The sequence below is a fragment of the Streptomyces sp. NPDC048288 genome, assembly GCF_043201555.1.
Classification (GTDB): Bacteria; Actinomycetota; Actinomycetes; order Streptomycetales; family Streptomycetaceae; genus Streptomyces.
The window spans coordinates 365,459-378,324 of record NZ_JBICZD010000011.1; the positions used below are offsets into that span (position 1 = coordinate 365,459).

Here is a 12,866-nt window from a genome sequence, read left to right on the forward strand (position 1 = left end):
GGGAGGCACTGGATGTTGACGGCACGAAGGCGAACGGCGACCGCGGCGGTGATCCTCGCCGGATCACTGCTCCTCACCTCCTGCGGCGGCTCGGGCGGCAGCACGTCCGACGCGAAGACGCTGCGGCTGTGGCACTACGAGGGCCCCACCAGTGCGATGGGCATCGCCTGGAACGAGGCCATCAAGGAGTTCGAGGCGACCCATCCGGGCGTCAAGGTGAAGTACGAGGAGAAGAGCTTCGAGCAGATCCAGAAGACCGCGCAGATGGTCCTCAACTCCTCCGACGCCCCGGACCTCATGGAGTACAACAAGGGCAACGCGACGGCGGGCCTCCTCTCCAAGCAGGGACTCCTCACCGATCTGACCGCCGAGGCGACCCGGCGCGGCTGGGACAAGAAGCTCAGCGCGGGCGTGCGCACCACCAGCCAGTACGACGCCGACGGCGTGATGGGCTCCGGGAAATGGTACGGAGTGCCCAACTACGCCGAATACACGATGGTCTACTACAACAAGGACCTGTTCAAGAAGTACGGGATCGCCGAGCCGAAGACGTTCGACGACCTCACCGCGGCGATGGACACGTTCGTCGAGCACAAGGTCACACCGCTGGCGAACGCGGGCTCCGAGTACCTGGCCCAGCAGTACCTGTACCAGCTCGCGCTCTCCAAGGCCGACCGCTCGTGGGTCGACAAGTACGAGCTGTACCAGGGCAAGGTCGACTTCCACGACAGCGCCTGGACCTACGCGGCCGACACCTTCGCCGACTGGGTGAAGAAGGGCTACCTCGCGAAGACGTCCTCCGGTACGACCGCCGAGCAGGCCGGGGTCTCCTTCATCCAGGGCAAGGCGCCGATCCTGTTCTCCGGCAGCTGGTGGTACGGCCGCTTCCAGTCGGAGGCGAAGTCCGACTGGGGCAGCTTCCTGTGGCCGGGCTCGGACCTCACCCTCGGCTCCGGCGGCAACCTCTGGGTCGTACCGAAGAACTCCAAGAACAAGGACCTCGCCTACGACTTCATCGACATCACCATGTCGAAAAAGATCCAGAACCTGCTCGGCAACAAGGGCGGAGTCCCGGTCGCCGCCGACCCGGCCGCCGTCACCGACCCCAAGTCCAAGAAGCTGATCGCCGACTTCAACACCCTCAGCGCCCGCGACGGCCTGGCCTTCTACCCGGACTGGCCGGTCGCCGGCTTCTACGACACCCTCGTCTCCGAGACCCAGAAGCTGATCACCGGCAGCGAGAAGCCGGACGCCTACCTGAGCAACCTCCAGACGGCATACGACAAGGGCACCAAGTGAGGGTGCGCCGGGACTCGTACGCCCTCTTCCTCCTCCCCGGCGCCCTCGCCTTCCTCGCGGTCGTGATCGTCCCGTTCCTGATGAACACGGGTGTGAGCCTCACCGACTGGCAGGGCGTGGGGAGCCCGCACTGGACCGGGCTCGCCAACTACCGGGAGCTGCTGCACGACACGGAGTTCTGGGCGTCGTTCCGGCACAGCCTCTTCATGGTCGTCGCGATGGCGGTGCTGCCGACCGCGCTCGGACTGGTGCTGGCCGCGGCCCTGTTCGACTACGTCGGCAAGCACTTCGGCACCCGGATCGCGGCCGTCCTGCGCGCCTGCTTCTACCTCCCCCAGGTGCTGCCGGTCGCGGTCGCCGGCATCGTCTGGAGCTGGATCCTCGCCCCGGACGACGGCTCCCTCAACGCCCTGCTGAAGGCGATCGGTCTCGGCTCCTGGCAGCAGGACTGGCTCGGCGACCCGGACCTCGCCCTCTACACGGTCATGGGCGTCCTCGTCTGGGTCCAGCTCGGCTTCCCGCTGGTCGTCTTCATGGCCGGCCTCGGCCGCGTCGACCCCCAGCTGTACGAGGCGGCCGAGCTGGACGGCGCCGGCTGGTGGCGCCGCTTCCGGCACATCACGCTGCCGCAGCTCCGCCCCGAGGTGTACGTCGTCCTGACCTGGTGCACGATCGCCGCGCTGAAGGTCTTCGGGGCGGTGTACGTGCTGACCAAGGGCGGCCCGGGCGGCGCCACCGACGTCCCCTCCTACTTCTCCTTCACCACGTTCTTCGAGAAGACCCAGGTCGGCTACGGCTCCGCGATCTCCACCGTCCTCACCGTGATCATCCTGGCCCTGGCCGTGCTGGGCCTGAGGCTGCAGAGCCGCACGGAGGACGCATGACCACCGCCCTGCGCCGCTACCCCGTCCTCGTGGCCCTCTGCCTCGCCGCCCTCTTCATGATCGTGCCGTTCCTGATCGTGACGGTGAACGCGGTCAAGTCCCCGTCGGAGTACTCCCGGCACGGCCCGCTGAGCCTCCCCCACGGCCTCTACCTGGACGGCCTCAAGGACTTCTGGCAACGCGTCGACTACACCCAGAAGCTGATCAACTCCACCCTCATCAGCGGCTCGGTGGCCCTGCTCGCCACCGCCCTGTCCGTCCTCAACGCCTACGCGATCGGCATCGGCCGGATCCGGGGCCGCACCTGGGTGCTGGCCTTCTTCGTGCTCGCCAACATGGTGCCGCAGGAGGCGCTCGTCTACCCGCTCTACTACCTGAGCAAGCAGGCCGGCCTCTACGACACCCGGCTCAGCGTGATCATCGTGTTCACGGTGATCCAGTCGGCGTTCGGCACCTATCTGCTCTCCTCGGTCCTCGGGCAGTTCCCGCGCGAGATCGTCGAGGCGGCCCGGATCGACGGCGCGAACAAGTGGCAGATCCTGGTCCGGATCGTCGTCCCGGTCAGCCGCCCGACCCTCGGCGTGCTCCTGGTCTTCTTCTTCATCTGGACCTGGAACGAGTTCCTGCTCCCGCTGGTCATGCTCGTCTCGAACGACAACCAGACGGTGTCCGTCGCCCTCGGCGTCCTCCAGGGCCAGCGCCTGATGGACGCCACGATGACCAACGCGGCCGCCCTGCTCGGCGTCCTCCCGGCCATCGTCTTCTTCCTCGTCTTCCAGCGCACGCTCACCCGGGGCATCGCCGTGGGCGCCGTCAAATAGGAGGTTCGTGCGTGAAGTTCACCGACGGCTACTGGCTGCTGCGCGAGGGCGTCACCGCGGCCCACCCGGTCGAGGTCCTCGACGTCACGGCCACGGAAGGCGCCCTGGAGATCCACGCGCCGACCCAGCCCATCCGCCACCGCGGCGACCTGCTGAAGGGACCGGTCCTGACGATCAGCGCGCACACCCCGATGCCCGACGTCATCGGCGTCACCTTCACCCACTTCGCGGGCGAGCAGCCGCGCGGCCCGCACTTCGGGCTCACGAAGGAGGACCTCGCCTCCCAGGTGTCGTACGACGACGAGTACGCGACCCTGACCTCCGGCTCGCTGACCCTGCGGCTGAGCCGTACCGCCCCCTGGCGGCTGGACTTCCTCGCCGGCGGCCGCACCCTCACCTCCAGCGGCCCCAAGGGCATGGGCATCATGCGGGACGCGGCGACGGGCGCCCACTATCTGCGGGAGCAGCTGGGCCTCGGGGTCGGCACGTCCGTCTACGGCCTCGGCGAACGCTTCGGCCCGCTGGTCAAGAACGGCCAGGTCGTCGACATCTGGAACGCCGACGGCGGCACGGCCACCGAACAGGCCTACAAGAACGTCCCCTTCTACCTCACGGACGCGGGCTACGGCGTCTTCGTCGACCACCCGGGGAAGGTGTCGTTCGAGGTCGGCTCGGAGGCGGTGTCGCGGGTCCAGTTCAGCGTGGAGTCGCAGCAGCTGACGTACTACGTCATCCACGGCCCCACTCCGAAGGACATCCTGCGCAAGTACACGGCCCTGACCGGCCGCCCGGCCCTCCCGCCCGCCTGGTCCTTCGGCCTGTGGCTCTCCACGTCCTTCACCACCTCCTACGACGAGAAGACGGTCACGTCCTTCATCGACGGCATGCGGGAGCGCGAACTCCCGCTCTCCGTCTTCCACTTCGACTGCTTCTGGATGCGGGAGTTCAACTGGTGCGACTTCCGCTGGGACCCGCGGGTGTTCCCGGACCCGGAGGGGATGCTGGGGCGGCTGCACGAGCGCGGGCTGCGGGTGTGCGTGTGGATCAACCCGTACATCGCGCAGCGGTCGCCGCTGTTCGCCGAGGGGAAGGAGCTGGGACACCTGCTGCGGCGACCGGACGGGAGCGTGTGGCAGTGGGACCTGTGGCAGCCGGGGATGGCGCTGGTGGACTTCACGTCCCCGGCGGCGCGCGACTGGTACGCGGCCAAGCTGGAGGCACTGCTCGCCCAGGGCGTCGACTGCTTCAAGACCGACTTCGGGGAGCGCGTTCCGGTGGACGTGGCCTGGTCCGACGGCTCGGACCCGGAGCGGATGCACAACTACTACACGTACCTGTACAACCGGACCGTCTTCGAGGTGCTGCGCAAGCACCGGGGGGAGGCGGAGGCGGTCGTCTTCGCGCGGTCGGCGACGGCCGGGAGCCAGAAGTTCCCCGTGCACTGGGGCGGCGACTGCGAGGCCACCTACGAGTCCATGGCCGAGTCACTGCGCGGCGGGCTCTCGCTCGGCCTGTCCGGCTTCGGCCACTGGAGCCATGACATCGGCGGCTTCGAGGGCACCCCGTCACCGGCGCTGTTCAAGCGGTGGCTGGCCTTCGGGCTGCTGTCCTCGCACAGCAGGCTGCACGGGTCTTCGTCGTACCGCGTGCCGTGGCTGTTCGACGAGGAGGCCGTGGACGTGCTGCGGCACTTCACGCGGCTGAAGCTGAGCCTGATGCCCTACCTGTACGAGGCCGCGCGCACCGCCTCGGCGGAGGGGGTGCCGGTGATGCGGGCGATGGTGCTGGAGTTCCCGGACGATCCGGGGTGCGCGCATGTGGAGCGGCAGTACATGTTGGGGGCGGATGTGCTGGTGGCGCCGGTGTTCGATGACGGGGGGTATGTCACATATTACTGTCCGCGAGGCACCTGGACCCACTTCCTGACCGGCCGGACCGTCACCGGCCCCGGCTGGGTCCGCGAGCAGCACGACTTCCTCAGCGTGCCGCTCCTGGTCCGTCCCGGCGCGGTGATCCCGGTCGGCGCGGTGGCCGACCGCCCCGACTACGACCACGCCGACGGGGTGACCCTGCGGGCGTTCGGTCTCGACCGCGGCGCGCAGGTCACGGTCCCGGTCGGGGACGTCACCTTCACCGTCGTACGCGAAGGGGACACCCTGCGGGCCTCGTGCAGCGACCCGGCGGCGCCCTGGGCGCTGGCGGCCGGGGAGCGAACGGCGCGGGCCGCGGCCGGCACCGGGTTCCTCTCCCTGGAGCTGGGCTGATGGTGAAGATCACCGACGTGGCCCGGCACGCCGGGGTCTCCCCCAGCACCGTCTCCTACGCGCTCAGCGGCAAGCGCCCCATCTCCGACGAGACCCGGCGCCGTATCCAGGCGTCCATCCGCGAACTGGGCTACCGCCCGCACGCCGGCGCCCGCGCCCTGGCCAGCAGCCGCTCCAACGTCCTCGCCCTGGTGATCCCGCTGCGCACCGGCATCCACGTCCCGGTGGTGATGCAGTTCGCGGTGTCCGTGGTGACCACGGCCCGCCGCTACGACCACGACGTGCTCCTCCTGACCCAGGAGGAGGGCGAGGAGGGCCTGCACCGGGTCGCCGACACGGCACTCGTCGACGCCCTCATCGTGATGGACGTCCAGCTCCACGACCCCCGCCTCCCCCTCCTGCGTGCCCTGGAACGACCGTCGGTACTGATCGGTTTCCCCTCTGACGCGGAGGGCCTGACCTGCGTCGACCTGGACTTCAAGGCGGCCGGTGAGCTGTGCGTGGAACGGCTGGCGGGACTCGGACACCGGGTGGTCGCACTGGTCGGTTCGCCGCCCGAGGTGTACGTCCGGGAGACCGCCTTCGCCCAGCGCGTCGTCCAGGGCTTCACGGCCGCCGCCCACCGCAACGGCATGGCGTCCTCCGTCCACCCCTGCGCGGCGACCCCGGCGGGAGCGCGCCGGATCGCCGAGCAACTCCTGCGTGAGCAACCGGCGTTGACGGGAGTCGTCGTCCACAACGAGGCCGCTCTGGAGCCCCTGATCGACGCCTTCGAGCACCTCGGCCTCCGCGTCCCCACCGACCTGTCCATCACCGCGATCTGCCCGGACGAACTGGCGGCGGGCCTGCGCGTCCCGGTCACCTCGGTGGCCCTCCCGGCCACGGAACTCGGCGAGCGGGCGGCGGAGTTGCTGATGCGGAAGCTGGACGGGGACGCGGACGTACCGGAGGCGACACTGCTGGCACCCCGCCTGACCGAACGCGCGAGCACGGCTCCGCGGTTCGCGTGACGGGGACCATGCCAGAAGACTGCTGCGCTGCGTCAGGGGGTCTGAGGCCCAACCGTGTAAGGCCAACGCCGCACGGGCGGCAAGCGTATGGCGAACACGTCGCATCGCGGCTCTGGTTCGAACGCCGGTGTTGCCTGTTGCCAGTTGTACCGGAAACAGGCAACACCGGCGCTCTCGATGCCGCCGTACGGGCCGGTTGGCACAATGACGCAGGACTTGAGTGGTCGGTCAGGACGTGTGACTCCCGGAGTCCTTCTTCCCGTCACTCGGCGCAGTGAGACATACGACGAGAAAGAGAATCAGCAGACCGCTCCGCGGCCCCGCCGGATCGCACAGCTGGCCGATTATTCTGTCTGGCATCAGCCCTTCAAACAGGACGGGCAGCACCAGCCTCGACGCCGAATGGAATATCTTGTTCCGCACGGTTCGCTCCCTCTCCGTTCCAGTCTGCCTCGCGCTTTGGCCCAACGCCCCCCGATCTGTAGGGTGTTGGCCTCCACTCGGAACGGGCTCCACGATGCCTACCTTCGTGGCGCACTCGACAGGCGTTTCCCGTCGCCTCCACATGAAGGCGCCAGGAAACATCGGGAAACCCCAAAGGGGATCGGCCATGATGTTCGGAGAAGAGCTTCGACGGCGGCGTATCGCGGCGAATATGTCGCTGGCCACCCTGGCCAAGAATGTGCACTATTCGAAAGGCCATCTCAGCAAGATCGAGAACGGTGCGAAAATACCCGCCCCGGGCCTGGCCCGGAGATGTGACACCGTATTCGACGCGGGGGGAGAGCTGGCCGCGTTGGCCCCCGACCGCACCCGCCCCGAAGCTCCGACGGAAAAGAGTTTCGACGACGAGGGCGAGGTATGGTCGATGGTTCTGCTGCCCGACGGTACGAGTTCGTTTCAGCCCATGGCGCGGCGAGAAGCCGTGCTGGCGGGTGCGGTGTCCCTCCTGGGCCTGAGCGCCCGGCCCCGCAGCGCGGCTGCGCAGGCACGCATGGAGAACACCCTCCCCCACTACAGCGCTCTCTTCGACCACACCCGCCACATGGGCCAGTTGCTCAGCCCGGGCACCCTGCTACCGACCCTGATCACACAGGCGCACTCCCTCTCCGGGATCGCCAAGCACAGCCGCGGACCGCTCCGCGACGACATGCTGCGACTCTCCTCCCGGTATGCCGAATACGCCGGCTGGATGGCCCAGGAAGCCGGAAACGACCGAGCCGCGCTGTGGTGGACGGGCAAGGCCGTCGAGTTCGCGGAAGAAGGCGGCGACCCTCACCTGCAGGCCTACGCGATGGTCCGCCGCGCGCTGATCACCCTGTACCGGGACGACTCCGTACAGACCATCGAACTGGCGCGACGAGCACAGGCCGATCCAGCCACCCCCGCCCGCATTCGCGGCCTGGCCGCTCAACGCGAGGCTCAGGGGCATGCGCTCGCGGGGGACTACGACAGCTGCCGACGTGCCCTCGACCGTGCCGCCGAACTGCTCTCCACCACCCCGGGCGGTGGAGCATCGCCCACCGCGGGGCCGGTGATCGGTACGGCGACCCTGTCCGATCCGGCGGCGATGGTCACCGGCTGGTGCCTGCATGAGCTGGGCCACTTCGACGAGGCCATCCGCATTCTCAGCCGCGAAATCGCCAAGATCCCGCGTGACGCCGTTCGTTCCCGCACCCGCTACGGCGCACGGCTGGCACTCACCTATGCGGAGGCCGGAGAGATCGAAAAGGCGTGCGAGTTGACGGAGGGGCTCCTCGCCGACGCCGACGTGGTCGAATCCGCCACCATCACCTCCGATCTGCGGCGCATCGCCAGGGCTCTGGCGCGTCGGCGTCGTCATCCTCATGTGCGCCAGATCTACCCCCAACTCACATCGTCTCTCCAGACCATGGACATCTGACGGATGGGCAGGAACCGTGCCGAGCATTTTCATCAATTACCGGACCGCCGACTCGTTGCCGACCGCGACATTGATCGACCGTGACTTGTGCGCCCGCTTCGGTGCCGAGGAGGTATTCCGGGCGGGCAGGTCCATCAAAGGCGGAACAAGGTTTTCCGAAGAAATCCGCAGAGCGCTCCGGAAATGCGACGTCCTGCTCGCTCTCATAGGAGCAAAATGGCTCGACGCTCGTACCCCTGACGGCCGACGGGCACTCGACGACGAGACGGACTGGGTACGCAGCGAAATCATGGAGGCTTTCGGATACGGCCTCACGGTCATTCCCGTGCTCCTCGACCAGACTCCGCGATTGCGTAAGGGCGATGTGCCCGACGCCCTCGACGAGTTGCTCGCACGACAGACGTTCTCGCTGAACCACCGGGATCCCGACCATGATCTCGACCGCATCGCCCAGCGCATCGTCGAGGAGGTGCCCGCACTGGGCGGCCGGCGGATCCTCTCAGGGCGCCGCGGGAACGGACCGGCGGCGCCCGAAACCCTTCGGGGGAACCTGTTCCTCGGCAGGACCACTGTCGAAGGGGACGCCGTCGGCGGCGACAAGCACGTCTGGGGGACGGGTGAGCGACATGAATGACGAGAACGACCCGGGCCCCCCGCGGTCGCTCGGCCCGGAACACGACGGCACCACGGATGAACAGGACGGGGCGGACCGGGACTCCCCGCAGGACACGATTCCGACGGACGACCTCGGCAGCCGCCTGAAGGACGAAGCGCGTGCCCGGGACCTGGGTGACTTCGGTACATCACTGGAACAGGCACTGGCACCGTTCCTGTCGTCCAATCCTCTGTCGGTGAGCGGGAACTTCTTTCTGGGCGAGGCCCGGTTCCAGGACGCGGTGGCCGGCGACAAGTACAGCGCCGCCCAGTCGCTGGCCTTCTCCGGCCGGGTCGACAGCGGCCGCGTCCCGGACCGGGTCCTGCACGAGATCCGCGCCACCTTTGTGGAACCCCCGGGGCACCGGGAACTGGAGAATCAGGTCGCCACGGCCGCCGTGGTCCTCTGCCGTGCCCCCTCCGGTCGGGGGTCCAGTACCAGCGCCCTGCGCATCCTGGACCGTCTGAGCAAAGGGCACGTGTGGAAACTGAATCCCGAAGTGCAGCTGAGTTCCCTGCGCGTGGAGCACATAGAGGAGGGAGGCGGCTACCTCGTCGAATCGCTGGAGCCCGAACAGGCAGCCGCACTGCGCCCGTTCCATCTGGAGCAGTTGTCGGCCGCACTCAAGGAACGACACTGCCACCTGATCATCAGGGCCGGTTCCGTCGCCCCTCTCCTGGAACGCGAAACACTCGGTGAGTGGCTGTCCGACGCCGACTCCGCGCCGCCGGACGCCTGGGAACTCGTACGACGCCACGTCGCCTGGCACATGGACGTCGACCGCGACGACGCCGGGCTGGAGTTCCTGGAGTGGGCCGAGATCCGTGAACTGGTCGATGGGGCTGTCGACGACCAGTTACCGGTCCGACGGATGGCGGACCTGTCCGCACTCCTCACTCTGGTCGGCCGCGGGCAGGCGAAGGTCTCCGATGTCCGGGACCGTTTCTCCCCGGAAAGCGATGACCTGTTCCGTAACTGGTTCGACGAGCAGCTCAAGACCGGTCGGCTGCCCCTCGCGCTCTCGCTCGCTGTCCTGGACGGACTGCCGGAAAGCGCCGTCGACAGGGCCGGGCGGATGCTGGCGGGCAGGGTCCGGGCCGAAGGGCGTACGGACGACGCCGAGCCCCTCCAGGTCTTCGGTGAGTCGCGCCGCACCCGGCTCACGGCTGTCCGGGCCGAGTCGTACGACACCGTGGTCATGACGCCGTACGGACCGAGCCTCACGCGTGCCCTGCGCTTCCTCGACAGTCGCTACCCCCTGCGCGTACTCCAGCATGTCTGGCAGGAATACGACGAGCCACGGCAGCTCGTGGTGGGCTGGCTCAAGGACCTCGCAGCCGATCCCGCACGGATCGTACGGTTCCGGGCGGGCGGCGCCCTGGGCCTCCTCAGCCTCCACGACTTCGAGCACATCCGCCGTGACGTCCTCACCGACTGGGCCCGTGCCGGGAACGTACGGCTGCGGGAAGTACTCCTCGTCGCGCTGCGGGTTCCCGCGCGTGACCCCGGGCTCGCCCCGCTCATCAGCCGCATGGTGGAGGACTGGAGCAGGTCCTCGCAGCCCGATCCCCTCCGATGGACGGCAGCCCGCGCGCTCGGCACCAGCGTCGGGCGCACCATCGCGGGCCGCGCGCTGCGGTTGCTCAGGCGGCTCGCGGCCGAGCCGGAGGGCAAGCTGGTGGCTGCCGTCGGCGACAGTGTCACCGAGCTGTTCATGGATCCCGAGAAGGACCTCACCGGGCTGGTCCTCGACCACCTGCTTCGCTGGACGGACGGCGACGAGGACACCACGACGGTGGAGCTGCGGGACGCGGGCATCGCCTGCTTCCTCCAGCTCTGCTATCGGGTACGGGTCGAGGTGCCCGAAGGGAACGCCCCGTGGCCGACGATGCTCTGGCTCACCTTCGACGAAAGGCATCGCACTCGGGTGGCGACCCTGTTGCAGCGGACGCTGGACGCCCCCCGGCTGTTCCGCCTGGGCTATGAGCTGCTGCACCGGTGGGTCCGGATCACCCGTCACGAAGAACGGCTGAGAGACCCTCTGGGCGCGCTCCTGTCGGCCGTCGCACAGACCTCACAGGACGCCGACCTCCTGCGCGAACACCTCATGGAATGGCGTGCCGACGACGGCACTCTCACGGAAACGGTCGGTGTTCTCCTCGCATCCCTCGACGAACGGGGCAGGCCGGGCGGACCCGATGGAAAGGAAGGCCCCGATTGAGCCCCGACGACAGGACCGGAATCGTCCGTCGGTACGACGTGGACCGCGGCTCCCTCAGACGGGATCAGCGCGTGACGGAGGGGAACACCGCCATCGTCTACGTCGACCGGCGGGGACGCATGTTCGTGGCGGAACACGCACTGACCGCCGCGGAGATCTGGATCGACAACCCGCGCGTGATGTTCGAGGTCGACATGGGCATCCACCATGACACCTTCGCCCTCGACCTGCCCTCTTCGGAGGAGGCGTTCTCCTTCCACGCCGACATTTCGGTGTCTTGGCAGGTCCAGGATGCGAAAAAGGCCGTCGAGGAACCGCCCGACGATCCCAGGGCGGTCTACCGGCCCTTGATCCGGCAGGAACTGCGGCGCATCAGCAGACGCTTCGACGTCGAGAACAGCGCCCGGGCCGAGGACGCCATCCGGACCGAACTCGTCTGCGAGCGGCTCCGGTTGCCGCACGCCATGGCCCTGCTCACCTGTTCCGTCGCCCTCAGCCTCGACAGCGGGACCCAGCAGCACATCGCGGAACGGATCTTGACGGAGCGAGCCAAGGAGAACCGCGAGCGGGAGCACAACACAAAGCTCGATGAAGCGGCCTATACCGCACTGGAGGAGAATGCCGCGCACCAGGTCGCGAAGATCCGCGCGGAACAGGAACAGGGACTGGAGAAGATGCGGGAGGAGCATCGCATCGCCCTGCAGGTCATGCGTATGGAGTTCTATGACCAGGCACTCCAGGACGAGAAGTACGGGCTGATCAAGCTGCGCCTGGAAAAGGCACCGGACGACATCGATGGCGTCGTCGAACTGGTCGCCCGTCACCGGCAACTCCCCTGGGAGGAAGCGCGGGCGTTCCTCGCGACCGCAATCGACGGCGGACTCGTGGGCCAGAAGCATGTGGCGGGACTCGTCTACCAGGCAGCGGAGACCCTCACCGAAGGGATGCGTACCGGGGCCCTGCGCCCGGAGAACCGTCGGGAGATCCCGCGCCCCGCCACACCCGCCGACCAATCGCGTGAGCGGGGGCACGACTCGGAAGGGAAGGACGGCGCCGGCGCCGGTTCACAGCCGGAGGTCCGTGTCGAGCGGATCAAGCCGGAGGACGGGGAGAAGGGCGACGTGGATGAGTACCCCGTCTGACGCTCTGTCGCCGGGCGGGCCCGGCGACGGCGCGCTCACCAGTGTGCCCTTCCTGGGACCGGTGATCGGTTGGCTCGATTCGGTCCTCGACGACTTCGGCTGGCCGTCGGCGCTCAACCAGGCCATCGAGTTCGCCCTGCTCGGGGGCGCGCTCTACTCCGCGATCTATCTGTTCCTCCGCCACGCCGTCCCCTTGCTGACCCGGATACTCGAAAAGCCTGTCAACGGCCTCGTCAACGGGCTACGGATGGTCTTCCTCCTGCCCGACTTCGCCATCGCAAGGACAGCTCAGCTGGCGAATGCCCGGCCGCCCGCGCTTCTGTACTCGTACGGCAACGCCGTGCTCGACACCGCCGACCATGTCCAGTCCGCCGTGCACAAGGGTCTGCCGACCCTGGCCACCGTTGGTCGCTGGTCGGGCAGAGTCACCTGCGCCCTGCTGGTCGTGGTCTTCCTGTACTGGAACACCACCCACTGCACGGGACAGCCGGACAGGAACAGCTGCAAGAGCCCGACGGAGCAGTGGGTGTCCTCCGTCAAAACAATGTTCGACGATCAGGGTGACGCCAAGGACAAGAAGCACACGACGACGAAGACGAAGAGCAAGAAGGGTGAGAAGAACAAGTAGATGCCGCGTGCGGTCGTACGGGGACGACCGCACAATCTC

At 68.1% G+C, this 12,866-nt stretch carries 10 protein-coding genes; all 10 read left to right on the forward strand.

All coding sequences use genetic code 11. The annotated features are described in order from the left end of the window. The first annotated feature begins 12 nt into the window (after window positions 1-12). The 10 genes from ACGFZS_RS35920 to ACGFZS_RS35965 all read left to right on the forward strand — a co-directional run bounded on the left by ACGFZS_RS35920 (window position 13) and on the right by ACGFZS_RS35965 (window position 12,827). A complete protein-coding gene (locus ACGFZS_RS35920) occupies window positions 13-1,299 on the forward strand; it encodes an ABC transporter substrate-binding protein (protein ID WP_393798593.1) in 1,287 nt (428 codons plus the stop codon). Next, entirely contained in the window at window positions 1,296-2,183 is an 888-nt protein-coding gene (locus ACGFZS_RS35925) for a carbohydrate ABC transporter permease (protein WP_393665760.1), read from the forward strand. The genes ACGFZS_RS35920 and ACGFZS_RS35925 overlap by 4 nt, the downstream gene beginning before the upstream one ends. After that, entirely contained in the window at window positions 2,180-3,004 is an 825-nt protein-coding gene (locus ACGFZS_RS35930; RefSeq protein WP_393798594.1) for a carbohydrate ABC transporter permease, read from the forward strand. The genes ACGFZS_RS35925 and ACGFZS_RS35930 overlap by 4 nt, the downstream gene beginning before the upstream one ends. Before the next feature lie 11 nt (window positions 3,005-3,015). Continuing rightward, complete coding sequence (gene yicI, locus ACGFZS_RS35935) at window positions 3,016-5,268, forward strand: alpha-xylosidase (protein ID WP_393798595.1); 2,253 nt, start codon at window positions 3,016-3,018, stop codon at window positions 5,266-5,268. Continuing rightward, window positions 5,268-6,278 (forward strand): LacI family DNA-binding transcriptional regulator, encoded by a 1,011-nt coding sequence (locus tag ACGFZS_RS35940; protein WP_393798596.1) that lies wholly within the window; start codon window positions 5,268-5,270, stop codon window positions 6,276-6,278. Before yicI ends, ACGFZS_RS35940 begins: the two co-directional genes overlap by 1 nt. 610 nt (window positions 6,279-6,888) lie before the next feature. Continuing rightward, window positions 6,889-8,181 (forward strand): helix-turn-helix domain-containing protein, encoded by a 1,293-nt coding sequence (locus ACGFZS_RS35945; protein WP_393798597.1) that lies wholly within the window; start codon window positions 6,889-6,891, stop codon window positions 8,179-8,181. Window positions 8,182-8,197: 16 nt separating this feature from the next. Next, entirely contained in the window at window positions 8,198-8,815 is a 618-nt protein-coding gene (locus tag ACGFZS_RS35950) for a toll/interleukin-1 receptor domain-containing protein (RefSeq protein WP_393798598.1), read from the forward strand. After that, the gene (locus ACGFZS_RS35955; protein ID WP_393798599.1) at window positions 8,808-11,057 is read left to right on the forward strand and encodes a hypothetical protein; all 2,250 of its coding nucleotides are present in this window, start codon (window positions 8,808-8,810) and stop codon (window positions 11,055-11,057) included. Before ACGFZS_RS35950 ends, ACGFZS_RS35955 begins: the two co-directional genes overlap by 8 nt. Then, window positions 11,054-12,199: a hypothetical protein gene (locus ACGFZS_RS35960; RefSeq protein ID WP_393798600.1), complete on the forward strand. Its 1,146-nt coding sequence runs from the start codon at window positions 11,054-11,056 to the stop codon at window positions 12,197-12,199. Before ACGFZS_RS35955 ends, ACGFZS_RS35960 begins: the two co-directional genes overlap by 4 nt. Then, the gene (locus ACGFZS_RS35965) at window positions 12,183-12,827 is read left to right on the forward strand and encodes a hypothetical protein (RefSeq protein ID WP_393798601.1); all 645 of its coding nucleotides are present in this window, start codon (window positions 12,183-12,185) and stop codon (window positions 12,825-12,827) included. The genes ACGFZS_RS35960 and ACGFZS_RS35965 overlap by 17 nt, the downstream gene beginning before the upstream one ends. Window positions 12,828-12,866: the final 39 nt, after the last annotated feature.

Excerpts from the sequence above, each read along its gene's own strand:
- ACGFZS_RS35920 (WP_393798593.1), top strand. The coding sequence starts at position 13 with ATGTTGACGGCACGAAGGCGAACGGCGACCGCGGCGGTGATCCTCGCC.
- ACGFZS_RS35940 (WP_393798596.1), top strand. The coding sequence starts at position 5,268 with ATGGTGAAGATCACCGACGTGGCCCGGCACGCCGGGGTCTCCCCCAGC.
- ACGFZS_RS35945 (WP_393798597.1), top strand. The coding sequence starts at position 6,889 with ATGATGTTCGGAGAAGAGCTTCGACGGCGGCGTATCGCGGCGAATATG.
- ACGFZS_RS35930 (WP_393798594.1), top strand. The coding sequence starts at position 2,180 with ATGACCACCGCCCTGCGCCGCTACCCCGTCCTCGTGGCCCTCTGCCTC.
- ACGFZS_RS35955 (WP_393798599.1), top strand. The coding sequence starts at position 8,808 with ATGAATGACGAGAACGACCCGGGCCCCCCGCGGTCGCTCGGCCCGGAA.
- ACGFZS_RS35965 (WP_393798601.1), top strand. The coding sequence starts at position 12,183 with ATGAGTACCCCGTCTGACGCTCTGTCGCCGGGCGGGCCCGGCGACGGC.